Consider the following 24,523-nt stretch of genomic DNA (forward strand, 5'->3'; position numbering starts at 1 on the left):
CGTTATTGTTCAAAATCAATCCTTATGGAAGCGATTTTTAAAGAGCGGGCTGACTGCTTTATTTTCGTAGATCCGCTTAATCGCATCGCCAATCAAATCACCAACAGAAACCTGCAATAACTTATCGATCTTCTTATCTTCAGGCAACTGAATCGAATCAGTTACAATCAATTTTTTGATCGGTGAATTTTCGATGCGTTCAATAGCTGGCCCTGATAAGACTGGATGAGTTGCACAGGCATAAACCTCGGTCGCACCAGCATCTTTCAAGGCTTGTGCGGCTAAAGTAATTGTACCAGCCGTATCGATCATATCATCAATCAAAATACAACGCTTATGATCAACTGAACCAATAATATTCATAATTTCAGCCACATTGGCTTTAGGGCGACGCTTATCAATGATTGCAATTGGTGCCTTTAAAAATTCTGCTAGTTTTCTAGCTCGCGTAACACCGCCGTGATCAGGAGAAACAACAACTGCATCTTTTTCCAATCCTTGATTTAAGAAATAATCTGCTAATAATGGCGCACCCATTAAATGATCGACCGGAATATCAAAAAATCCTTGAATCTGTGCTGCATGCAAATCTAGTGCCACTACGCGATCAGCTCCAGCCTTAACGATCATATCAGCAACTAGTTTAGCCGTGATTGGCTCACGTGGCCGAACTTTACGATCCTGACGTGCATAACCATAGTATGGAATCACCACATTGATCTTCTCAGCACTTGCACGTCGTAAAGCATCAATCATGATTAATAATTCCATTAGATTATCATTGACCGGAGCTGAAGTTGATTGAATGAGAAAAACATCATCGCCACGGATGCTTTCTTCGATATTGATACGAATTTCACCATCGCTAAAACGATCAACTGATGTTTTTCCTAAAGGTACCCCTACTGCAGCAGCAATTCTTTCTGCCAACGGCTTGTTAGAATTTAAAGCAAATATTTTTAGCTTAGGATCAGCAATTTGTCCAGACATGTTATCCTCCATAAATCTTTATTCTTTAATAATCTTATGCAAAAAAATTTTAAAAATCAAGCGCAATCATTAATTAGAGCTACTTATTTTTTACTCTTTTCACTTTCAGCAGCTTTCTTGGCTGCCTGAGCAACCGGATAACGATCGTAATAGCCCTTCTTATTAACCTGCCGGCCGCGAGCAATCGCCATATCATGCGCTGCCACGTCATCAGTCACCGTCGACCCGGCTGCAACATAGGCATGATCTGCAATCTCCAGCGGTGCGATCATATTTGAGGCACTGCCGATGAAAGAATAATCGCCAACATTGGTATGATGTTTGCCGACTCCATCATAGTTGACAAAAACACAGCCACAGCCAACATTAATGTGCTGACCTAAAGTAGCATCACCGACATAAGTTAAATGGCCAACCTTGGTTCCTTTACCGATTTGAGCCTTTTTGACTTCAACGAAATTGCCAATGTGAACCGCTGGCCCAATTTTAGCCTGCGGCCGCAAATGACTGTACGGTCCGATATCACTGCCGTAATCCATTTGCGCTTTTTCTAAATATGAAGCTGTTACCGTCACATGATCCGCTAAAAGACTGTCGCTGATTTGGGAATGTGCACCAATTAAACAGTCACGACCAATGACTGTCTGTCCACGCAAAACAACACCGGGTTCGATCACCGTGTCTGCTCCAACTTGAACATCAGCATCAATATAAGTGGTTTGCGGATCAATCAATGTCACACCATTTTCCATCAAACGTCGATTGATTCGCTGACGCATCAAGGCAGTTGCTTGAGCTAAAGCAACCCGATCATTAACCCCCATTGATTCATTAAAATCTGCCATTTTATAAGCAGCAACTGTCTGCTTACTCCGGTTGAAAATTTCAATCACATCAGTCAGATAATATTCATGCTGAGCATTTTGATTGGTGATCTGGTGCAACGCTTGAAATAAGGCCCGGTTATCAAAACAATAAACCCCGGTATTGATTTCATGAACAGCTGCTTCCTGAGTCGTTGCATCCTTTTGTTCAACAATCTTAGCAACGTCACCGGTTTGATCGCGAATAATCCGGCCATACCCCGTCGGATCAGGAGCTGCTGCCGTTAAAATTGTTGCTACTGCCCGCTTCTTTTGATGATAAGCCATTAATTGCTTGAAAGTTGCTGCTTTAAATAAGGGTGTGTCGCCACAAACGACGATGGTCAATCCCTGCTTTTGCCCCAAAATCTTTTCCGCCTGCAAAACTGCATGACCCGTTCCTAATTGTTCCTTTTGCAAAGCAAATTCAGTCTGCCCGGCCAAAGTTTCTTTGACTTTTTCTGATCCGTGACCAACGATCGTCACGATTTGATCAGGTTCAAGCTCTTTGACCTGGCTTAAAACATGTTCAACCATTGATTTTCCGCAAACTTGATGGAGGACTTTATATAATTTTGATTTCATCCTCGTTCCTTGACCTGCTGCCAAAATAATTGCATATGCAGTCATCTTTAAAATCTCCTCTAAAATTAATTACTAAACTTACTCAATCATGATACATTAGACCGTCATTGACTGCAAGGATGGCAAGTCAACTAAGCACAAAAAAACAGCACACCGTTAAAAACACGGTCAGTGCTATTCTTATTTTCCAAAAACCTTTTCCAAATAGTTACCTGGACTAACATGAATCGTTTTGTCGAGCGTATTCACCTGATCGACTTTCAACAAAGAAGTATAGTCATCGACCATCCGGTGCCCCTCAAAAGCTGCTTCAGCAAAAACCGTGATGCCGACCAATTCGGATTCAAACTCTTCGATCATACTTTTCATGCCGTTAACAGTTCCGCCACCCTTCATAAAATCATCAACTACTAAGACGTGTGAGCCACGTTTCAAACTTCGCTTGGATAGTTCCATTTTTTCGATTCGTTCACTGGAGCCGGAAACATAATTTACTGAAACAGTTGAACCCTCAGTAATTTTTGAATCACGGCGCAAAATAACAAACGGCACATTTAAATAAGTTGAGACACTTTGAGCAATTGGCACACCTTTAGTGGCAACAGTCATCACCGCATCAATTTGTTTATCAAGATATTGACGAGCAATCACCCGGCCAACCTGACGTAAAACATCCGGCCGCCCTAAAAGATCAGACAAGTAAACATATCCGCCGGGTAATAAGCGATCACGTTCAGAAAGCCGTTCAGTCATTTGATAAATAAAATCACGTGCTTCCTGTTCATCAATCGAAGGGGTAAATCTCGCTCCTCCTGCAGCTCCTGGGATGGTTTCTAAAATACCGATTCCCCGATATTTAAATGTTCGTTTGATGATTGCCAAATCTTCGCTGATCGACGACTTAGCAGATTCATAACGCTCTGCAAAAAAAGTCAACGATATCAAAGTATGCGGACGCTCCAACAAATATCTGGTCATATCAATCAGCCGATCGCTTCTTCTTGTCTTCAAATTAACTCCTCCACTTTTAACTTAAATCTGATAAAAAACTAATTCAAAAGTTATTATACGCTCCTTTTTGCTTTTTTGCATGTTCAAAGATGGCTAACGTTCGCTTTTTATTCTTTTAATTTTATTGAAATTTAATTTTCTACTAATATTACCGCTAATAACTAAACATTCGGAATCCTGGCATTAAAAAAAGAGTGGCCTCAACCACTCTCTCAAAAGTCTAACTTGACATTCACACACGTCTAATTTTAGCCTTTAAACATTTAATCAAGTAATTTCAATATTCTTAATTTACTTGATGCGAACTTTGTTTACCGGCTAAAATTGTTAAAACATCGTCAAGACTGATGTCAACCATGTTTTGAACTGCAATATTGGTAAAGAACCCAACATGCGGCGTCAAAATTACATTCTCCATTTTTCTTAGTTCAATCAAATCTTCACTGGGAAGCGGCTGGTTTTCCAAATTAAAATTAAAGAAATTTTCTTCACCCGTCAATGTATCTAAAGCTGCTCCAGCTAAACGTTGTTCTTTTAAGGCGGTAATCAAAGCTGATGTATCAACCACTGGCCCACGACATTCATTGACCAAATAAGCGGTTGATTTCATCAAGGAAAAGGCTGTCTCATCCATCAAATTAACACTAGTTGGATTTAAATCAACATGTAAACAAACAACATCTGCTTGTTTTAGCAATTCTTCTTTTGAAGTATAGGTCAAAATGTTCTTCAATTCTGGACGTGGCTTTAGATCATAGGCAATTACTTTAGCTCCTAATGCATGAAATAGCTGAGCAGTTGTTCCACCGATTCGACCAGCACCAATGATGCCAATTGTTAAAGAATGGATTTCCTTAGCTTGCAAACCAGCCCACCGAAAATCTTGCCGAGCAGCTCGCCGATCAAACAATTCCAGCTTGCGAATCAATCGCATAGTATGAGCCAAAGCTAATTCAGCAACTGACCGTGGCGAATAAGCCGGAACATTAGTAACAACTAAACCATTTTTTTTAGCTGTTTGAAGGTCAATTACATCAAACCCGGCTGTTCGCGAAGTAATTTGTTTTAAACCAGCGGCCTTCAATAGTGGATAAACTTCTTTTTCAATCTTACCACGCTGTTGGACAACCAAGCCATCATAGCCATTAACTAGCTTAGCTGTTTTTAAATGCAACGGAACTGAATTGGTATCCACTTGCACCTTTGGATGACGTTTCTGCCACTCATTAATTGCTGCTTGTTCATCATCTCTGACACTGTACATTAAAATTTTCATGCTTGTTTCACTCCTAATTTCTTTGTTCTGTAACATATTTGTCCAATCTTCTCATTGCTTCCTGGATATTTTCCAAACTAGCTGCATAACTGATCCGAAGATAACCAGCACCACCTGGTCCAAAACTGCTTCCACTGATAACTGCAACATGTGCTTTTGCTGCCAGATCATAAATAAACTTCTTATCATCTTGAATCAAGCCAGTTGGAATTTTAGCAAATAAGTAAAATGCTCCCTGAGGTTTTACACATTCAAAACCAAGGGCTGTCATTTTATCATACAAATAGTTACGTCGTTTTTGATACTCAGCTTTCATCGGCAGACTATCATTCAAGCCATTTTTAAAAGCCTCTTCAGCAGCTGCTTGTACCATTGTAGCTGTTGTAGTAATTGTAAATTGATGAACTTTCGCTAGTTCAGCAGTAATTTCTTTTGGTGCACAAAGTACACCAATCCGCCAGCCCGTCATGGCATGTGATTTTGAAACGCCATTTAACAAAATTGTTTGTTCACGAAGTGGTTTGACCATTGAAGCATGGGGCTGATCATAATTCAGTTCACTGTAGATTTCATCACAAATGACAAAAATTGATTTATCTTTTAAGACTGCTGCTAGTTGATCCAACTCCGTCTGACTATAAGTTACCCCGGTCGGATTGCACGGATAATTCAAGACGACAGCCTTGACCGCCGCTCCATTTTTGGCTAACTCGGCTTGAAGTCTTTCGGGTGTCAGTTTAAAACCAGTTTGACTGGTATCGACTAGGATCGGTTCTGCTTGGTTTAAAATTGTTATTGCGATATAGAGCGGAAAAATTGGCGTTGGAATAATAACTTTATCGCCTGGATTTAGAATCGACGTCAGTGCGGTATAAATTGCCTCCGTTGCTCCATTTGTAATGATCACTTCATTAGCCGGGTCGTAATTTTGCTGGTACTTGGTCGCTAAAAACTTAGCTGCTGCTTGGCGCAGCCCCAAAGTACCATTAGATGGAGCGTAATGAGTTTGATTTTGCTCAATGCTTTGGATAGCCGCTTGTTTGATATGTTTTGGAGTATTAAAATCCGGTTCACCCATTGTAAATTTAATAATCCCCGGAATTTTTGAAGCATATGCATCAAATTCGCGAATATCTGACGGTTGCAACAAAGACAGCTCTCTTTTCATATGACTAACTAGTAGGTTGCCCATTTATATCCTCTCCTTTTTGGGTCAAAATAAAAAGCCTGAAGCATGATCTTCAGGCTTAGTTCAAATTCCAATTAGGTATCAAGCAAAGCCTGCAGATTTTTTTAACATCTGTGCGGCCTTGTTGTTTTCAAAACAAACAGCTTCTGACTTCCTCACAGGTGCAACACTCCTACCGTGTTTGCACCCTAAACTTAGACTACAAACACCCCTGAAAAAACCAAAAGTAATAAAATTTATTCAATTTGACCGGCATGACCTTAATTGACATAATTAAAAGCTCCTTAGAATTGAATAAATTTAATTTAACCGATAAACATCAATTTGTCAAGTCGAGTAAAAAGTCGCTGTTAGTTTAATCATTCAACATTGAATATCCATTATTTATTGTATAAATATTCCAAAAAATAGTTTTTATTGCTTATTTTTGTAATATTTATTGTTTTATTTGCATAAAGGTGTTATAGTCTAATCAACATTAAATTTGTTGGGGGTTTCGCCTATGAAAAAAGAAAAAATCGTGTTGGCTTACTCAGGCGGCTTAGATACATCAGTGTCAATTGCTTGGTTAAAAGATAAAGGTTATGACGTAATTGCTTGTTGCATTGATGTTGGCGAGGGTAAAGACCTCAAGAAAATCAAAGCTAAGGGATTCAAAGTCGGGGCAATTGATTCAATCACTATTGATGCTAAAGAGGAATTTGCTAAAGAATATGCCCTCGTGGCGTTGCAAGGACACACCTACTATGAAAATAAATATCCATTGGTCTCTGCCTTATCCCGGCCATTGATTGTCACCAAATTAGTTGAGACAGCCAAAAAATATGGTGCCACTGCGATTGCCCATGGTTGCACCGGCAAAGGCAACGATCAAGTTCGTTTTGAGGTTGGCATTCATGCTTTAGCCCCAGAAATGAAGATTGAAGATCCGATTCGGGAATGGCATTGGTCGCGGGAAGAAGAAATTCAGTATGCTAAAGAACATAATATTCCCGTTCCAATTGACATTGACAGCCCTTATTCAATTGACGAAAACTTGTGGGGCAGAGCCAATGAATGTGGTATTTTAGAAGATCCATGGGTTAGTGCTCCAGAAGACGCGTATGATCGGACCAATCCGCTCGAAAAAACTCCTGATACTCCTGAAATCCTTGAAATTGAATTTACACAAGGCGTTCCGGTCGCAATTAATGGTCAGCATTATTCATTGGCTAATTTGATCATGAAGCTCGACAAAATTGCCGGTAAACATGGTATTGGTCGGATCGATCACGTTGAAAACCGGCTGGTTGGTATCAAATCGCGGGAAATTTATGAATGCCCAGCCGCAACTGTTTTGATCAAGGCCCATAAAGATCTTGAAGATCTAACCAGTGAGCGTGATATGGCTCATTTTAAACCGGCCATCGCGCAAAAAATGACAGAACTGATTTACAACGGCTTATGGTTCTCACCGTTAATGGATGCTTTAAAGGCTTTCTTGGCGGAATCACAAAAAAATGTCACTGGCACCGTTCGGGTAAAACTCTTTAAAGGCAACGCAATTTGCGAAGGCCGGAAGTCTCCTTATTCACTTTATGATAAAAATTTGGCAACTTATACATCTGCTGATGAGTTCGATCAGGCTGCTGCTGCTGGTTTCATTAAGCTTTGGGGCTTACCCAGTCAAGTTTATACTCAAGTTCAAACCAAAAATAAGGCCCAGCAAAAAGCTGACAGCCAAGCTTTTTTAAAATCCGTAACTAAGGAGAAAGAAAAAGTTGTTATTAAGCAAACTGATCACAAAGAAAATGAGGTTAAATTATGAGTGTTACCGATAAACCATGGGGCGGAAGATTTACCGCTGAAAATGATGCACTGGCAGAAAAATTTGGTGCTTCAATCAGCTTTGACCAGCAGATGGCTTATGAAGACTTACAAGGATCGTTGGCACATGTGCAAATGCTGGCGCATACTAAAATCATTTCAGCCACTGATGCTCAAAAGATCGCGGCTGGTCTAAAAGATTTGATGAGTGAATTACAAGCCGGTAAAATAACTTTTGATGTTGAACTTGAAGATATCCATATGAATATTGAAATGTTGTTGGCCCAAAAGATTGGGCCAGTCGCTGGTAAATTGCACACGGCCAGAAGTCGAAATGACCAAGTTGCAACTGATTTGCATCTTTATTTAAAAAATCGCCTGCCAATGATTCAACAAGCCATCTGGGAATTACAAGCGGCCATTGTTAAAAAAGCCAGTGTTAATATTACGACTATTATGCCAGGCTATACCCACTTGCAGCATGCTCAGCCAATTTCCTACGCTCACTACTTACTAGCTTATTATCAAATGTTCAAGCGAGACGCAGAACGTTTTGCCTTTAGTGAAAAGCATCTCGACCTTTCACCTTTGGGCGCAGCTGCTTTAGCTGGTACTACCTTTCCAATTGATCGAAAATATTCAGCCGATTTATTGGGTTTTAGTCAAATTTATCAAAACTCACTTGATGCAGTATCTGATCGTGATTTTGTCGTTGAGTTTTTAAGTAATGCTTCTATTTTGATGATGCATCTTTCACGCTTTTGTGAAGAAATTATTCTTTGGTGTTCTTATGAGTTTAACTACCTCAGCTTAAGTGATGCTTATTCGACTGGCAGTTCAATCATGCCACAAAAGAAGAATCCAGATATGGCTGAATTGATTCGCGGCAAAAGCGGACGGGTTTTTGGTCACTTATTAGGATTGCTAACAACGCTTAAAGGCTTGCCATTAGCTTATAATAAAGACTTGCAAGAAGACAAGGAAGGTGTTTTTGATACTATTAAAACAATTATTCCTAGTCTGAAAGTTTTTACTGGAATGCTGTCAACCTTAACGCTCAACACAAAAAAAATGCAACAGGCAACTGAGCATGATTTTTCAAATGCCACTGAATTAGCTGATTATTTAGCCGCTAAAGGTCTGCCTTTTCGGCAAGCGCATCGTTTAGTTGGTGAATTAGTCTTTGAAGGGATTCAAAAACAAAAAAGTTTGCAAGATTTCTCATTAGCTGAACTCCAAAGTCACAGTCCACTGATCAAGGAAGACGTTTACACTGCGCTGAAACCAGAAATTGCCGTCAAACGGCGAAATTCAGCTGGAGGAACTGGCTTTGAGCAAATCAAGCATCAGCTAGAAATTGCGCAAACTGAATTGAAACAAATCAAGCCTTAACATTTCTAAGCTCAAATAAAAGCATCAAGCAAGATATTTAGTCTTGCTTGATGCTTTTATTTGAGCTTTAAGTTATCCGCCTGTCATGGTAGACGAAAATTAAAAGCAAATTAATTCACACTCTAAATCTGTGAATATTTTTCAAATTTTGGTGTCAGTAAATAGTTCGTATTCAAATGACATGGCCGAACCAAATAAACTTGTTCGCAAAAATCCTTTAGGCTATTGACCACGTGCTGAGCTCGTGACAGTTTGGAACAAATCCCAAAAACAGTTGGTCCGCTACCCGTCATTTGAGCTGCATCAGCACCAAAATCCAGCATTTTTTGCTTCAATTTGGCAATTTGTGGCAATTCATTGATTGTCACTTGTTCTAGCACATTGGTCATTGAGCCAATTAAGCACGGCAAGTTTCGATTCAAAAGGGCTGCTTTAGCTTGAACAAAATTCCCATGCTGAAGTTTACAATAAGGAATCTTTTTTAAAATATTGACTGTTGAAACACTGGCCTTTGGTTTGGCCAAAACGATCCACACCGGCGGTATTTGCCGAAGTGGTTCAAGGATTTCACCTTTCCCGGTTACCGCTGCTGTTTGACTATAAATACAAAATGGCACGTCAGAATCAATTGTCAACCCAATTTTAGCTAATTGATTTAAATCTAGTTTCAATTGCCAAATTTGATTCAAGATCCGCAAAACAGCTGCTGCATCGGTTGATCCGCCACCCATTCCAGCTGCTACGGGGATATTTTTTCTGATTCTGATTTGAACTCCTTGGTCAATTCGAAATTTCTTTTGTAATCGGACTGCAGCCTGAAAAGCTAAATTCTTTTGATCCTGCGGCAAAAAGCCAGTGTCAGTTTCGACTCGAATCTTTTTAGTGTTGGAAACTGTCATGACTTTAACATAGTCTGCTAAATCAATTGTTGTCATGATCATTTTCCATTCAGGCGCTCCATCTGGGTGGCGAAAAGGAGTATCTAAAAACAAATTGAGTTTCGCCGGAGCTTTTTCTATTATCTCCATCCAGTCACCTACTTAAAGCTTTTATTTCATTATACTAAAAAAACTTTGAACAAAACAAAAATTTATGCAAAAAAAAAGCTCCGCTCCCCCAGCGTAAGCCTAAAAACTAATTTCACTAGCAACCAGCAGTTCTAATCGCCAAAATCAAGCTGAACATTTTTGGTCAAAATATCAGTATAACTGTAAGATACGCGTTCAAATGAATTTTCTTTTTGATTTAACTCAATTACGAAAACCGCGGGATAAGTTTCCCGCAAAATTCCACGGCGGCAAATGGTCTTCTTACGACCTGCTTGGACTTCCACAGTTAATGGCTTCCCAAGGTATTCATCTAGTTTGTTTTTAATTGCTGCAATCGTTACCGGCATAATTAGTCACCCTCCTGTGAAACAATCATAGCATAGTTTCACAGAATTTGCAATTATACCACACTCAATAGTCAAAATTCAAATGAAATTTTTTAGAGAAGATTATTTTTTCCTAACAGATTCGTTAATTCAATAAATTGGCTAATCGTCAATTCTTCAGGACGACTAGTTGGTAAAATTTGCAAATATTCTAAACTAGCCAATATTTTTGTCTTAGTAGTTTCATCTTTACCGCATAAACTTTGCAAGTTGTTTTTCAAATTCTTGCGTCGGTGCAAAAAGCAGCCTTGAACTACACGGCTAAAAGCTGCGGGGAAAATCAGCTGCGGATACTCCTGTATTGGTTGAGACAATTTGATAACGGCAGAATCAACTTTTGGTTGGGGAACAAATGAAGTTTTGGGAACATTGAGCGCTAGTTCGACCTTTCTTTGATACTGAACTAAAACTGATAAAGCTCCGTAAGCTTTAGTCCGCGGTTCAGCTGCCAACCGCTCGGCAACCTCTTTTTGCATCATTACCACAATAACGGATAAAACAACTGGTTGTTGCAGCAAAGACTTGATGATTGGGCTGGTAATATAATATGGCAAATTAGCTACGACTTTAATTTGTCGATGATCCGGCAAATATTGCTCAACTAGTTCTGCTAAATTGGCCGCTAAAATATCTTGATGCAAAACGGTGATGTTTTGGTAGTCAGCTAATGTTTCCGCTAAAACCGGCAACAGACGTTGATCGACTTCTAAAGCTAAAACTCGTCGCGCTTTTTGGGCCAACTGCTCTGTTAAAGCTCCGATTCCCGGTCCAATTTCAATCACATCATCGTCTGGCCCGATCTCGGCCACTGCGACCATTTTCTGTAACAAAGTCAGATTCGTCAAGAAGTTCTGACCTAAGCTTTTTTTGAAATTTAAATCATACGCTTCAACGATTGCTTTAGTTCGAAGCGGGGTTGCAATTGCAGGTTTCTGATTAGCCATGCTTTTTTTCCTCCTGATCAAGCTGAGCAACAGCTGCTTGAAACTTTTCCGGGGTAATTTGAAATAAGTTTAAACGCTCATATAAACGTTTGCCATTCGTATAACCAATTTGCAAGATCTCGCCTAAACGTGCTCGACGAGATTTGGCTGCATAGCCAGCCATTAAATTAGCCTGTTGAAGCATTGAACGGGTGATCAATGGCTGCGCAGCCGGTACCTCTGTATAGACATTGGCGAGGGCCTGTTGAATTGCTGCGACCGAAGCATGCTCAACTCCTAAACTACCTTTTTTGCCTGGAACAGCTTGCTTTTTCGTTAAAAAAGCATGTCTGACCCCGGGAACTTGCTCTGTGATCGTCTGTCTGATCTTTTCACCTGAAAAGTCTGGATCAGTAAAAACAATGACACCGCGTTTTTTTTGCAATAATGCAATTTGCTGCAAACAGGTTTGACTGATTGCTGAGCCATTAGTTTCTAATGTGTCAGCCTTGACTGCCAATTTGATTTTTTTTGTGTCATCTTTCCCTTCGACAACAATAACTTCTTTAATTTTTTTCATGATTTGATCCTTAAAAATTTAATTGTATTCTGATAGGTGATTGCGGCTAATTCTTCAGCTGACATTTGTCGCAAATTTGCCAAATATTCCAACGTCAAGCGGGTAAAACCAGGTTCGTTTTGCCGGCCTCGATAAGGTTCCGGTGCCAAATATGGTGCATCAGTTTCAACTAGAATTCGCTCAAGCGGCGTAGCCAAAAAAGCTTTTCGAACTACTATAGCATTTTTAAAAGTTACAACTCCGCTAAAAGACAAATACATCCCCAAATCTAAGAACTTTTGCGCCCACTCTGCATCCCCGTTAAAGCTGTGCATTACCCCACCAAATTCTGCTACTTGAGCTGCTTTTAAAAGCTGGTAAGTATCCGCAAAGGCATCGCGGTTGTGAATACTGACCGGCAAATGCATTTGTCGTGCTAACACTAACTGTTGGCGAAAAACTCGCTGCTGGACAGCATGCGAAACCTGGCAGTGATAATCCAAGCCGATTTCACCTAAGGCTTTCATCCGCGTTGCTTGCAAGGCACATTTTAACTCTTGTTCTTCAGTGGCATCATAGCGTTCAGCATCTTCAGGATGGCAGCCAGCCGCTCCATAAATCCGCGGAGTTAACGCAAACAAGGCTCGCAAGCGTTTCAAATTAGCCTGATCCCCAGCTAAAACCAGCATTGACGTAACCGAAAAAGCTTGTGCACGTTCGATCACATCCGGTAGATCGTTAGCAAAGGCCAAATCATTGATATGAGTATGCGAATCAAAAATATCCATTTGTCCTCCCCTAATTTTAAAACTACATAAATAAAGATCTTCTCTTAAAGCCAAGAAAAGATCTTTATCTAAGATCAGCTGATCAACGAACCATTTGGAATCTTATCAGCAACCGTGATCAACTGAACCTGCTCGCCATACTCAGCGGACAACAGCATTCCCTGACTAACCTCACCCCGCATTTTACGTGGCTGTAAATTAGCAACAATCACAACTTTTTTGCCAACTAGTTTTTCCGGTTCTGGATACCACTCCGCAATTCCTGACAAGATTTGACGTGGCATTGGATCGCCGGCGTCTAATTTAAATTTCAGTAACTTATCCGCCCCAGTAACGTGGCCGGCTGTCAAAATTTCAGCGACTCGCAATTCAACTTTATCGAATTTGTCAAAACGGATTTCTTTTTTATTCAGCTTCAAAGTCTTTGCAACGGCCTTTTCTTTAACTGCAGCCATTGCTTTGCGGCCTTTGACCTTTTCATTTTTGCTCATTTTAGATTTAATATAAGCAACTTCTTGTTCAACATCCAAGCGTGGAAAAATTGGCGTTGGTTTAACAACAACTTGCGCTCCAGCTGGCAAATCAGCATAAGCCAATTGATCGATCTCAGTTTTATCAGTTGGCAACCCTAACTGGACAAAGATTTTCTGCGGTGCATGAGTCATCACCGGCTGCAGTAAAATCGCAATTACCCGCAAGCTGGCAGCTAAATGAGCCAAAACACTCTGTAATGCCCCAACTTGAGCTGGATCCTTAGCCAATTTCCAAGGCTCAGTTTCATCGATATATTTATTTGTCCGACTTACTAATTGCCAAACTGCCTCTAAAGCATTTGAAAAATGTACGCTATCCATTTCTTTTTCATAATTGGCAATTGTCGTTTGAGCAACATCCTCCAAAATTTGATCAAAAGCCGTAGCATGAGCCAAAGCTGGGATTTTCCCAGCATTATACTTATTGATCATTACAACCGTCCGATTCAAAAGATTGCCTAAATCATTAGCTAAATCAAAGTTGACCCTACCAACAAAATCTTCCGGTGTAAAAACCCCATCATTGCCAAAAGGCACCGCCCGCATTAAATAATAACGCAATGCATCCAAGCCATAGTGTTCAACCAGCATTTCTGGATAAACAACATTGCCCTTTGATTTCGACATTTTTCCATCTTTCATCAAGAGCCAACCATGTCCGATAACATGTTTTGGCAGTGGCAGATCCAAAGCCATCAAAATAATTGGCCAATAAATCGTATGGAACCGCACGATCTCTTTGCCAACCATGTGAATATCTGCTGGCCAGTACTTTTTGAAAAGGCTGTCGTCATCACTGCCATAACCTAAAGCAGTAATATAATTACACAAGGCATCAATCCAAACATAAACGACATGTTTAGGATTACTTGGGACTTTAACGCCCCAGTTAAAAGTTGTCCGACTAATTGCCAAATCTTCCAAACCTGGTTTGATGAAATTGTTCAACATTTCATTTTTCCGTGAAGTTGGAATAATGAAATCAGGATGATCGTTATAATATTTAACTAAGCGATCCGCATACTTACTCATTTTAAAGAAATAACATTCTTCGCGAACCAATTCAACTTCATGACCTGATGGCGCCTTACCACCGATCACTTTGCCCTGTTCATCGCGATAAACTTCAGCTAATTGGGACTCCGTAAAATACTCTTCATCGGAAACCGAATACCAGCCTGTATATTCCCCTAGATAAATATCGCCTTTTTCCAATAATCGTTCAAAAATCTTCTGAATCGCTTTTTCATGGTAATCATCGGTGGTGCGAATAAATTTATCATTCGAAATTTCAAGGAGCTGCCACAACTTTTTAATTCCAGCAGCCATTTGATCAACATATGCTTTGGGAGACATCCCCAGTTCATCCGCTTTTTTCTCAATTTTTAAACCATGTTCATCGGTCCCAGTCAGGAAAAAAACATCATATCCCTGCAAGCGCTTGTAACGAGCCATTACATCACAGGCAATCGTCGTATATGAATTCCCAATATGTAATTTTCCAGAAGGATAATAAATTGGAGTTGTAATATAAAATGTTCCCTTTGAAGCCATCAACGTCAAGTCCTTTCACTCTACAAATTCTCATGATTTTTTATTTATGTCTAAATTGATAGTTACACAGCTAGTATAGCATAGTTTATGAACTAAAAGTTGTTCCTTCAGACTTTTACTGTCGCAAAAGTTGGTGCAGCATCAGCAACAATTTGCTGTGCGTTGGCCGGTAAAACTAATTTTTCACGATTGATGGCAATAATTTTAGCCGCTGGATCAGCTGCTGTCAATAAACCAGCAAATGGATAAACTTGCAGCGAGGTCCCACAAACAACAATCAAGTCAGCTTGTGAGATAGCCATTAATGACGCATTGATAATTTTTGGATCGATCTGTTCTTCATATAAAACAATAGCCGGCCGCAAAATTCCGCCACAATTTTGATGGATCATAGATTTTAGATATTGTTGATAAGCAACTTTTTGACCACATTTTTGGCAATAAACTCGATATAAGTTGCCATGAAATTCGATCACATTTTGAGCTCCAGCTTTCGTATGCAAGCCATCAACATTTTGGGTGATGATAATCGCTGCTTTATTTTGGGTAAACCAGGCCATTTTTTGATGAATGACATTTGGCTGGGCTGCTGGATAATACATCTTTGGAATCACGAACTGATAAAATTTTTCTGGCTGGCGCACTAAACAAGTATGGCTTAATAAATATTCTGGCCGCTGTTGACCGTTATCGTACAAGCCTCCCTTAGAGCGATAATCTGGAATGCCCGAGGGAGTCGAAACACCGGCACCAGTTAAAAAGACAATCCTTTCTGCTTGAAACAATTCTGCAGCCAATTGCATCACAATACCTCCATTGTTCAACCCAATTAGTTCATTTAACGCAATTGATAAATAAAACCATTTTCCTGCATAAACTCGGCGACTGACTGCTGATAAATTTTTTTAAAATATGCTTCTGGCTGATCATTTTGGGGAGTCGGCAGTACAAAAGAATTCTGCTGATCGGCTTGATAATAACCGATATATGCCCGGGTAAATTGCAAGTTTTCCTGCCAGTCAGCATGATAAATCGCAAATAATTGTCTGACCTGCAATCTCGTCTGCCGCTGACTGAAGACCGGGGTGATAGTCAAAAACTGTTGCAACTGCATGGCTGGCAACTGCCAAGCTTTTAGTTGCTGTTCAAAACCGCTTAGGGCTTTAACAATTCCGCGGCGAAGTGCCAAGGATCCAGTCAGACATTTTTTAGTGATCAGGTCAAATAGCTGTCTTGCACCAGTCATTGATCGCGGATATAGCTCAGTTAGTTTTTGAACCACTTGATTTTGGCCTTGGAAAAATACCAATCCATCCAATAAAGATAATAAGCGCAAAACCATCCATTGATCGTTAATTGGCTTTTCCGGCTTTAAAGTTGCCAAGATTCCCCGATAAAAATCCTCCTCAATTTTCTCCGTAATCAAGCCTAGCTGCCGCTGTTGTTGATAAACGGTAAAATGCAGCAGCGTGTCATATAATTCAAGCCCAGCCGCCATTAGTCGTTCATCAAGTTTCAAATCACCGGTTGTTAAATTAAACTGCAACTGTGGTACCGAGGATTTTAACAATTGCAAATGCAGCAGTTCGTGGGAAATAATAAAATCCGCAGCCGCTAAATTTCCTACTGAAATCACCATTTGCCCATTACGCAAAAAATGTTCACCCTGATCATGGCGCAACCAGCTGCTGTTTAATCGGGCCGCTGGCTGAATTTTGATTTTTTGACCGAGTTGTTGCTCAGTCGCTGTTAAGAGTTTACTAACTTCTGGTTGCAAATTAAATTCTGTCATTGATGATCACCAGTTTTTCGTATTTTTTGTAAAATCAGCTGTGCACTAGTTAGATCAGTTTTGCCTTGCGCCTGCAGCTGTTGGACAACCTCGGCGATCTCAGTGATTTCTGCACCCGCTGCCAAAGCTGTTGAATGAAGTTGCAGCTGCATATGGCCACGCTGGATTCCCTCAGTAACAAGCGCTAGCAACGCCGCCAGATTCTGGGCTAAGCCAACACAAACCAGCAACTTTTCTAAATCACCGACACTTCTGATTTGTGCCAATTGCTGATTCAGCTGTGCTAATGGCACGATTTTAATTGAGCCGCCAACAAAGCCCACTGGCAAAGGTAAGGTCAATTCACCTTGTAAAAATTGCTGATCCGTTGATAAATTCCAGCGGCTTAATCCTCGATATTGACCGTCTCGAGCAGCGTAAGCATGAGCTGCACTTTCGATTGCTCGCCAATCATTTCCCATAGCAATCGTTACTGCATCAACTCCATTCATGATTCCTTTATTGTGAGTGGCTGCTCGGTAAGAATCGATTTGAGCAACATGGGCAGCTAAAGCAATCTTTTTAGCCGTCTGACTGCCAGAAAAGCTTCCTTTAGTCAGTAATTCAATCGGCAGACGGCAAGTAGCAGTTGCTAAACATTCATCAGCCAGATTGCTTAAAATACTCATTAAAACTTGACGGCCAAGTTGTTGACGCAGATACTTGGCAACTGCTTCTAGCATCGAGTTGACCATATTAGCGCCCATGGCAGCTTGCGTATCGATTCCTAGATCGATAGACAACAACTGATCGCCCAAGCTGCGGACTCGGAGTAAACGAGCCCCGCCACCGCGTTTTTTTAATGATGGATGAGCTTGGTCAGCTAAAGCCAGCAGTTGAGCTTTTCGCATCAACAATTGCTGCTTTAATTGCTGCGGATTGGTGACTTGCTCTAAAATGATCTGTCCCCATAAAATGTGCAACCCAATTTTAGTTTTAAAACCGCCAGCCTGGGCAACAAGCCCTGCCCCATGGCTGCTTGCGGCAATAACTGAAGGTTCTTCGGTGACCATGGGCGCTAGATATTGCTGACCATCAATTAAATAATGACAAGCCACTCCTTGCGGTAGATGATAATCCGTCAAATAGTTTTCAATCTGCTGATCGCCGAGTAACTGGTTGTTTGCCTGCTGTTTTAAGATGGTTGCTTGAGCAGGTGTGATGATGCTTTGGTTAACCAAAGTCATCAGTCGGTTTGTCCACGATTGCTGATAAAACTTTTTGGTTGTTTTCATTATCTCACCTTTTTTCTACTGATTAGCACTTGCTAAGTTAATTTTAGCACGTTCAAAACTTTGAAACGACTTAAATTAAGACTATTTCATTGCAAAGCAAAAGACCAAAGCAAGGCAAGGCGTTGCTTTAGTCTTTTGGATAGTTATTTTGCTGCTGTTTCATTTTTCAAGGAATGGTAGATAAAACCCTCGCGCGCTCCGCTTTCGGAAAAAACTACTTTACTACTGGCTAACCACTGCAATAATAAGATAACCGGCGTCATGCCAGCCAAGATAATATCAGCACGATTGGCTTCCATTCCCGGCAGTTGCTGACGTTCTGGCAACCTTTTAGCTAGCAAAGTATCATAAATTTCTTTGAAGGCCTGAGTTGTCATTGAAAAGCCATGAAACAAGTCCGTGTTGGCATAACCAAGTCTTGTTCGCTGCAAGCGAGCTACTGAGCGGTTACAGCCACCCAGTAAGACCAGCGGCAAGTTAGCACCCTGTTTTAACCAAGAAATCTGTTGGAATCTGTCTACTAAAAAGTCTTGCAGTACAAATAACTGCTGAGCAGTAAAATCATTGGTTGGTGAAAACTTTTCGCTCAAGCTGACCGCTCCGACTGGTAAACTAATTCCTGCCACAAATTGTCCCTTTTTGACCAAAACTAATTCACAACTGCCGCCGCCAACATCAAAAATCAAGCATTCAGTCAGCGGCAACGAATTAATCACCGCTAAATAGTCAAAATAAGTTTCCTGCTGAGCTGTAAGAACTTGGATTTGGCAACCAGTCAAAGCTTTGACTTGAGCAACAAAGTCAGTTTGATTTTCTGCCTGGCGAACGGCAGCAGTTGCGATTCCAACAACTTTGCATTCTGGATAAGACTGATAGACTTGCTGAAAATCTGCCACCGCTCCTAGGGTCCGTTTAATTGCCTCAGCAGTTAATTTCTTTGGTCGAGAAGCTTTTCCCATCCCCTCAGCTAAACGGGTCGTCGCTTTTTGCCGTAAGATTTCCTGAAAAGAATCTTTTCCAATGATCTGGTTGATCGAAAAGCGAACCGAATTTGAACCAAAATCCAAAACTACCAAATTGCGCATCTTAGATTCCCCCTCAAACTACCCGCTACCAAGGCAACGAGCTTGTAACTCACGTCTCTAACAAGATAGCTGCTGAAATTTATCAGCTTTAGTTAAAATAATTGACACCAATTGCAGCTCTGACTTCTTTTAAAGTTTGATTGGCAACTTCATTAGCTTTTTGACTGCCTTTTTGCAACATATCATACACTGCTGGAACATCTTTGGCAAATTCTGCTCGCCGTTCGCGAATTGGTCTTAATTCTGCTTCAAGAACATCATTTAAATATCGTTTGATTTTAACATCGCCTAAGCCACCAGCTTGATACTGTTCTTTCAACTTAGCAACTTGCTCTTTGTCTGGATCAAAGACATCTAAATACTTGAAGACCATATTTCCTTCCACCTCGCCAGGATCTTCGATATGAAGATGATTTGGGTCAGTATACATTGACATAACTTTTTTTTGCAATGTATCAGCATCATCTGACAAATAAATGCAGTTGCCAAGTGACTTGCTCATCTTAGCATTCCCATCAAGGCCTGGCAGCCGGCCAAATCCTTTAGGTGGGAAGACACCCTGCGGTTCAACTAAGATGTGTTTACCATAGATTGAGTTGAAACTGCGCACGATCTCGCGAGCTTGTTCGATCATTGGTTCTTGATCATCGCCGACTGGGACTAATTCAGCCTTAAAAGCCGTAATGTCTGATGTTTGGCTGACCGGATAAATGAAAAAGCCGGCTGGAATTGATTTTTCAAAATGTTTTTGCTGAATTTCAGCTTTAACGGTGGGATTGCGTTCTAATCGAGAAACAGTTACTAGATTTAAATAGTAATTAGTTAATTCCGATAAAGCTGGAATCTGTGACTGGACAAAAATCGTTGATTTAGCTGGATCGAGCCCGACTGCTAAATAATCTAGCGCTACTTGGATCAAAGAACGCCGAATTTTTTCCGGATCACGTGCGTTGTCTGTTAATGCTTGTTGGTCTGCAATCATGATAAAGGTCCGATACTTACCACTATTTTGCATCTTTACCCGATTTTTTAAGGACCCAACGTAATGTCCAATATGTAATTTTCCGGTTGGACGATCACCTGTTAAAATTGTTTTCATTTTATCTGCCTCCTAAAATTAATTAAAAAAAATCCTATTGCAAACTTGCAATAGGACGAATGACCGCGGTGCCACCTATTTTGCAGTTAAAAAACTGCCGCTTTGATTAACCTTAATTTTAAACTCCAATTCATCTTGCTGTTGTATCTTTCAGCTTTTGATACATCTCTGTAATTAGCTCAACTACTAGATTATGAATGTATTTTAAACCCTAACTTCCTAAAAAGTCAAAATTTGTTGTTTCTTTGGTGATTCTTGTGTTACGATAATTGCCTAAAAAGGAGGAACTATGGACAGCGAAAAACAAACCGAACAAGCACGTGTCAACCAAGTCGTTTTAAAAATCAAGCAAAAATTAGCAACCACAACTGCTGAATTAAGCAAAGCCCATTTTGAACGTGCAGCAGTTGAACAAAATTATGGTCAAAATGCCAAAATTAACACGTTGGAAATTGATGATCAAATGGAAACCAATGCTGAAGTCCAGCAACAAAAACAGCTAGTTGCTAAAAACGTCCAAACCGAAGGCATCTTACAACAACAAGTTAAGCAATTGAACAGTTTAAGGAATTCTCCCTATTTTGGCCGGATCGACATTCGCGAACCAGCAGAAAAGCAAGCAGAAAGATTGTACATTGGGACTTCTTCATTCGTTGACAGTCAAAATAACTTTTTAGTTTATGATTGGCGAGCACCAATTTCTAGTGTTTACTATAACGGCACTTTAGGATCTGTTAGTTATCAAACGCCAGCCGGCCAACAACAAGCAGAATTATTGAAAAAGCGCCAGTTTAAAATCCAGCAAGGGAAGATCCACAATATGTTTGACACTAACGAAACAGTTGGTGATTCACTACTGCAGGATCTTTTGAGTGAACATAGTGATAAGTACATGCATAACATCGTAGCCACTATTCAACAAGAACAAAACAGCATTATTCGCGATACGACCCATGATCTACTTTTAGTTCAGGGCGTTGCCGGTAGCGGTAAGACCTCGGCTGTGTTACAACGAGTAGCTTTTCTCCTGTATCATAGTCGCCAAGACTTAGTTGCTGATCAGATGGTCTTATTTTCACCTAACTACCTCTTTAGCAATTACGTTTCTGAAGTTTTGCCAAGTTTAGGTGAAAAGAATATGCGGCAAGTAACTTTGCATGAGTTCTTTTCACGGCGGTTTGAGGGGTTACAAGTTGAAAATTTGTTTACTGCTTTTGAAGCTAAGCAAACTGCACCGCGCCATGTTCAAAACACTCAAACAGTCAGCAGTCTCGTTCAAAAAGCTGCCGCTTATGCTCAAGCATTGCCAGTTAAACAAATCTGTTTCGTAGCTTTAAACTTCTCAGGTGAACCAATTATTCCAGCTCGGACCATTAAAAAATTGTATCAGTCGCTACCAGCTGGTTGGTTGCCGTCTTTAAAATTTGCAGCTACTAAGAAGAAACTCTTACGTTTAATCAAAGGAATTGGCGAACGACAATTAACCAAAGATTGGGTGACCGAGAAACTGCAGGATCTCAGTGATGAGCAAATCCGTTTTTGGAGTCGGCAAGTCTCTCAAGAACCACAAGTCGTTGAAAAACAGCTACGTCGAAAAATCGTTGAAGATCATTACCGTCCAATTTATGAAGCAATTTATAATGATTACTTTATAGATATTTACCAACAATATGGTGACTTTTTGCTTCAGGTTGATTCGACTGCTGCCAAAAATTTTGCCAACCAGCTTGAATATCATCAAATATCATGGGATAACTGTGCCCCTTTATTAATGTTGCGGGATACATTAACTGGCAGTGGAATCAATCATCAAATCAAATATCTTTTTATCGACGAAATGCAGGATTATTCAGTTGACCAACTGCTTTACTTAAAGCATGCCTTTCCCAAAGCTAAATTCACTTTGCTTGGCGATAGTCAACAAGCTTTATACACGACTGCTCAAACCCCGCGAGCGGCATTGACGACTTTAAAAGACCAATTACAATTTAAAAAAGCTAAATTGATCGAGCTCAACAAAAGTTACCGTTCAACTTTTGAAATTGCAGATTTCATTCGACAAATGTTGCCGGATGGCCAACAAATCCAACCATTTAACCGTCATGGTAACTTGCCGCAAGTTATTTCTGTTCGGTCTGATTGCTGGCAGATTAAACTGCTAACGTTAATTAAAAGGCTACAACAGTCAAGCCAAAACTTGGCTGTCATTACTCAAACTCAAGCTACTGCGATTAAGTTGGAAAAGCTTTTGCAATCACAGCTTAAAGTTACCAGATTAACCGCTAATAGTAATAAATTGGAACATGGAATAATTATTTTACCGATTTATCTGGCTAAAGGATTAGAGTTCGATGGCGTAATCGTCTTTGATACTTCGCAAGTAGCTTATCCAATTGAAAAATGGAGTCTTCTTTACACTGCTTGTTCGCGAGCTATGCATGAATTAGCTTTATTTTCAATTGGCAAACCAAGCAAAATCATTTCACAAATCGAAGCACGAAAATATCTGACTTCGGTGGTCAACACCAGTGTTAGTTGACCACCATAACTAACTTGGTAAGACTAAACTAAAAGTCATGGTTGATTTTAATTTTAGCTTGTAATATACTATTTAAGTAATGTTTTTGCTGCCACTTTAGCTCAGCAGGTAGAGCACCACCATGGTAAGGTGGGGGTCACCGGTTCAAGTCCGGTAAGTGGCTTGCTGTTATTTAAATTCTAATTTACTACAAATAAACTGCAGAACGATTTGTTTTCTCCAAATGGTTTGCAGTTTATTTTTTTACTAATTTATTTGCAAAAAGCGGAAGTATTGCCCTTTTCTACAAAGATCTATCTGTTATATTCAAAATTGTAAGATTTATCTTATTAATTTTAAATTCAAGAAAAGTGAGGGGTCTTTTTTGAAGGATAGATTTGAAAAAAGTAACATTTCAGATAGTTCTTTGGTTTTGAAAATTAGAGAGGAAAACGATAGTGATGCTCTTGAACTTCTATTTTCAAAATATCTACCAGTTGTAAACAAAGCTCTCGGACGCTATCATCTCCATTTTGTTGAACGCGCTGATTTGATACAGGAAGCCAGAATTGTTTGCTACCAGACAACGCTTTTATACCAAATTGGTTCTAAAGCATCTTTTGGAGCATATTTTCAAAAGAGCTTATTAAATCGTTATTGTAGTTTACTTCGCAGGGAAAGCGCTTTAAAACGCAGAGCAGAAATTAATGCCGCTTCTTTTGAAGAGTTGAATAGCGATGGGCAGTTGTGTTTTAAAACTGTGGCTAATTACAACAATAATCCGCTTTTTGCAATTGTTTTATTCAAGGAAGTCTTAAGGAATTTACCAAATGTTTTATCAAAAAGTGAATATCAGGTTTTTGTTCTACTCTATATTGATAGAGCGAATGTAGTTGAAATTAGTCGGACACTTAATAAATCAGCACAACAAGTTTCACGTTTAATTTCTAGTTGCCGCAAAAAGATTCGTGATGAATTATCAACGGATGATTAAACATAAGAGAGAGCCATTGCTTAAATTCAATGGCTCTCTCTTTTGGATCTATACTTGCTAATCTTGGTGGAACATAAATCTAATATCTGTCTTTTTATTTTATATGTTGAAGAACATGACCATCTAAGCACTTAGAGCTGTCTTTAAAATCACTAACCGCCACCACAACCAAGATCCTCCTAGTTGAATGGATTTTATATCATGATTTTGAAAGGCTGCAACGCGTTGCCAAGCTTCACATCTGAAAAAAGCTTAACAAATTCAAACAGCAAATAAAAAAACCGGAAAACTCAATTGCATCCTAACAATTATCAAAAACAACAATCATCTTCAGATAAAATCTTTCAACTGCTTCCCTTAATGAGGATGCAATGACTTTATACATTGTTAACTTTTTACACCGGCAAATGTTGATTATATATGATTTTTTCTATGCTTTGGTGTGAAGACGATACGATATTTGCATGGTCATTTTATACGTGCAAGAATAATTAAACTATTCGCCAACTTTTAGCATCTCTTTTTGATTTTTAAACGTTTGGCTTTGACACACATTTAAATCTTATGAAAACGTTTTGCTTTAATTATTTGCTTTTTCACCCATAAAGCAAGTGGCTTTTTGTTTTGCACGCAAGCGAGCTCAACTAGGTCTAAGGATATTAATAAAGAGAGCTTCCTTAATCAATCCAATGACCAAGAAACTCTCTTTATTGTTTATTAAGCACGGCAACTTCCTACCCTCGCAGGGGGCGATCCCCCAACTACTCTTGGCGTTAAGAAGCTTAACTTCTGTGTTCGGCATGGGTACAGGTGTATCCTTCTTGCTATCGCCACCGCACTTCTCTTTGAGAAAAACT

General features: G+C 39.8%; 20 protein-coding genes, 1 tRNA gene and 1 rRNA gene. 5 read left to right on the forward strand and 17 right to left on the reverse strand.

What is annotated here, in order from left to right; genetic code table 11:
- Nucleotides 1-15 precede the first annotated feature (15 nt).
- The 5 genes from KH893_RS09270 to KH893_RS09290 form a co-directional block, all read right to left on the reverse strand.
- Nucleotides 16-990, reverse strand: a complete 975-nt coding sequence (locus KH893_RS09270; RefSeq protein ID WP_281165872.1) for a ribose-phosphate diphosphokinase — start codon at nt 988-990, stop codon at nt 16-18.
- A gap of 83 nt (nt 991-1,073) precedes the next feature.
- The gene (gene glmU / locus KH893_RS09275) at nt 1,074-2,483 is read right to left on the reverse strand and encodes a bifunctional UDP-N-acetylglucosamine diphosphorylase/glucosamine-1-phosphate N-acetyltransferase GlmU (RefSeq protein ID WP_281165873.1); all 1,410 of its coding nucleotides are present in this window, start codon (nt 2,481-2,483) and stop codon (nt 1,074-1,076) included.
- A 135-nt stretch (nt 2,484-2,618) separates the two neighbouring features.
- Nucleotides 2,619-3,449, reverse strand: coding sequence for a pur operon repressor (gene purR / locus KH893_RS09280; RefSeq protein ID WP_281165874.1), 831 nt, complete (start codon nt 3,447-3,449; stop codon nt 2,619-2,621).
- A gap of 286 nt (nt 3,450-3,735) precedes the next feature.
- Complete coding sequence (locus KH893_RS09285; protein ID WP_281165875.1) at nt 3,736-4,725, reverse strand: D-2-hydroxyacid dehydrogenase; 990 nt, start codon at nt 4,723-4,725, stop codon at nt 3,736-3,738.
- A gap of 13 nt (nt 4,726-4,738) precedes the next feature.
- Nucleotides 4,739-5,917: an aminotransferase class I/II-fold pyridoxal phosphate-dependent enzyme gene (locus KH893_RS09290; RefSeq protein WP_281165876.1), complete on the reverse strand. Its 1,179-nt coding sequence runs from the start codon at nt 5,915-5,917 to the stop codon at nt 4,739-4,741.
- A gap of 499 nt (nt 5,918-6,416) precedes the next feature.
- Here KH893_RS09290 and KH893_RS09295 point away from each other — a divergent pair, with 499 nt between their 5' ends.
- Entirely contained in the window at nt 6,417-7,721 is a 1,305-nt protein-coding gene (locus KH893_RS09295; protein ID WP_281165877.1) for an argininosuccinate synthase, read from the forward strand.
- A complete protein-coding gene (gene argH, locus KH893_RS09300) occupies nt 7,718-9,112 on the forward strand; it encodes an argininosuccinate lyase (protein ID WP_281165878.1) in 1,395 nt (464 codons plus the stop codon). Before KH893_RS09295 ends, argH begins: the two co-directional genes overlap by 4 nt.
- Before the next feature lie 122 nt (nt 9,113-9,234).
- Here argH and ispE read toward each other — a convergent pair whose 3' ends face one another.
- From ispE to trpS, 11 genes are all read right to left on the reverse strand, one after another.
- Complete coding sequence (gene ispE / locus KH893_RS09305) at nt 9,235-10,140, reverse strand: 4-(cytidine 5'-diphospho)-2-C-methyl-D-erythritol kinase (RefSeq protein ID WP_281165879.1); 906 nt, start codon at nt 10,138-10,140, stop codon at nt 9,235-9,237.
- A 131-nt stretch (nt 10,141-10,271) separates the two neighbouring features.
- Complete coding sequence (locus tag KH893_RS09310; RefSeq protein ID WP_281165880.1) at nt 10,272-10,508, reverse strand: Veg family protein; 237 nt, start codon at nt 10,506-10,508, stop codon at nt 10,272-10,274.
- 92 nt (nt 10,509-10,600) lie between these two features.
- On the reverse strand, nt 10,601-11,491 hold the full coding sequence (gene rsmA, locus KH893_RS09315; RefSeq protein ID WP_281165881.1) for a 16S rRNA (adenine(1518)-N(6)/adenine(1519)-N(6))-dimethyltransferase RsmA: 891 nt from the start codon (nt 11,489-11,491) through the stop codon (nt 10,601-10,603).
- On the reverse strand, nt 11,484-12,050 hold the full coding sequence (rnmV, locus tag KH893_RS09320; RefSeq protein ID WP_281165882.1) for a ribonuclease M5: 567 nt from the start codon (nt 12,048-12,050) through the stop codon (nt 11,484-11,486). The genes rsmA and rnmV overlap by 8 nt, the downstream gene beginning before the upstream one ends.
- Nucleotides 12,047-12,817: a TatD family hydrolase gene (locus KH893_RS09325; RefSeq protein WP_281165883.1), complete on the reverse strand. Its 771-nt coding sequence runs from the start codon at nt 12,815-12,817 to the stop codon at nt 12,047-12,049. Before KH893_RS09325 ends, rnmV begins: the two co-directional genes overlap by 4 nt.
- A 74-nt stretch (nt 12,818-12,891) precedes the next feature.
- Nucleotides 12,892-14,904, reverse strand: a complete 2,013-nt coding sequence (gene metG, locus KH893_RS09330) for a methionine--tRNA ligase (protein WP_281165884.1) — start codon at nt 14,902-14,904, stop codon at nt 12,892-12,894.
- Between the two features lie 107 nt (nt 14,905-15,011).
- The gene (locus KH893_RS09335; RefSeq protein WP_281165885.1) at nt 15,012-15,707 is read right to left on the reverse strand and encodes an NAD-dependent protein deacylase; all 696 of its coding nucleotides are present in this window, start codon (nt 15,705-15,707) and stop codon (nt 15,012-15,014) included.
- Between the two features lie 35 nt (nt 15,708-15,742).
- Nucleotides 15,743-16,696 (reverse strand): IpaB/EvcA family protein, encoded by a 954-nt coding sequence (locus KH893_RS09340; protein ID WP_281165886.1) that lies wholly within the window; start codon nt 16,694-16,696, stop codon nt 15,743-15,745.
- Nucleotides 16,693-17,970, reverse strand: a complete 1,278-nt coding sequence (locus KH893_RS09345) for a hydroxymethylglutaryl-CoA reductase, degradative (protein WP_281165887.1) — start codon at nt 17,968-17,970, stop codon at nt 16,693-16,695. The genes KH893_RS09340 and KH893_RS09345 overlap by 4 nt, the downstream gene beginning before the upstream one ends.
- A 143-nt stretch (nt 17,971-18,113) precedes the next feature.
- Entirely contained in the window at nt 18,114-19,055 is a 942-nt protein-coding gene (locus KH893_RS09350) for a Ppx/GppA family phosphatase (protein ID WP_281165888.1), read from the reverse strand.
- A gap of 88 nt (nt 19,056-19,143) precedes the next feature.
- Complete coding sequence (gene trpS, locus KH893_RS09355) at nt 19,144-20,154, reverse strand: tryptophan--tRNA ligase (protein WP_281165889.1); 1,011 nt, start codon at nt 20,152-20,154, stop codon at nt 19,144-19,146.
- Nucleotides 20,155-20,443: 289 nt separating this feature from the next.
- Here trpS and helD point away from each other — a divergent pair, with 289 nt between their 5' ends.
- From helD to KH893_RS09370, 3 genes are all read left to right on the forward strand, one after another.
- On the forward strand, nt 20,444-22,693 hold the full coding sequence (gene helD, locus KH893_RS09360; protein WP_281165890.1) for an RNA polymerase recycling motor HelD: 2,250 nt from the start codon (nt 20,444-20,446) through the stop codon (nt 22,691-22,693).
- 90 nt (nt 22,694-22,783) lie between these two features.
- Nucleotides 22,784-22,856, forward strand: a tRNA-Thr gene (locus tag KH893_RS09365).
- 201 nt (nt 22,857-23,057) lie between these two features.
- Nucleotides 23,058-23,666 carry an RNA polymerase sigma factor gene (locus KH893_RS09370; protein WP_281165891.1) on the forward strand — a complete coding sequence of 203 codons (609 nt, stop codon included), beginning with the start codon at nt 23,058-23,060 and terminating at the stop codon, nt 23,664-23,666.
- Between the two features lie 721 nt (nt 23,667-24,387).
- Here the strand turns inward: KH893_RS09370 and rrf are convergent.
- Nucleotides 24,388-24,504, reverse strand: a 5S ribosomal RNA gene (rrf, locus tag KH893_RS09375).
- Between the last annotated feature and the right edge of the window lie 19 nt (nt 24,505-24,523).

The sequence above is a fragment of the Liquorilactobacillus sicerae genome (assembly GCF_029916425.1).
Lineage (GTDB): Bacteria > Bacillota > Bacilli > Lactobacillales > Lactobacillaceae > Liquorilactobacillus > Liquorilactobacillus sicerae.